This is a genomic window from Paenibacillus sp. USDA918EY, assembly GCF_009870825.1.
Lineage (GTDB): Bacteria > Bacillota > Bacilli > Paenibacillales > Paenibacillaceae > Paenibacillus_AQ > Paenibacillus_AQ albilobatus.
Genome location: NZ_WTWY01000075.1, coordinates 1 through 307 on the forward strand (window position 1 = coordinate 1; position 307 = coordinate 307).

General features: G+C 51.5%; 1 pseudogene. It reads right to left on the reverse strand.

Annotation, left to right across the window (positions count from 1 at the left end):
* Positions 1 to 257: pseudogene (locus tag GQY55_RS30875) on the reverse strand (tyrosine-type recombinase/integrase); the annotation flags it as partial.
* Between the last annotated feature and the right edge of the window lie 50 nt (positions 258 to 307).

The following is a 307-nucleotide window of genomic DNA, read 5'->3' on the forward strand; positions in this document are numbered from 1 at the left end:
AGATCGGCTCCGGATTCCCGTAGCAGCATGCCGGCGGTATGACGCAGGCCGTGAAGCTTCACATGCGGTAGGCCGTTCTTTTCAAGGAACCGGCTCCATGTCAGCGTCGGAGTGGATGGGTAATACATAACGCCTCGCCCTCCGTGAAAAATGTACTGCTTGTCTTCACCTAGCCACTTTTTACAGGACATTTTTTCTTTTTTCCATTCCCGCTCATAGCGTTTAAGCTCGTCCATATACCACTTCGGCATTGCCACCCAGCCTTCGGACTCCTCAGTCTTTACCTCGCCTTCGATCTTATTTCCTT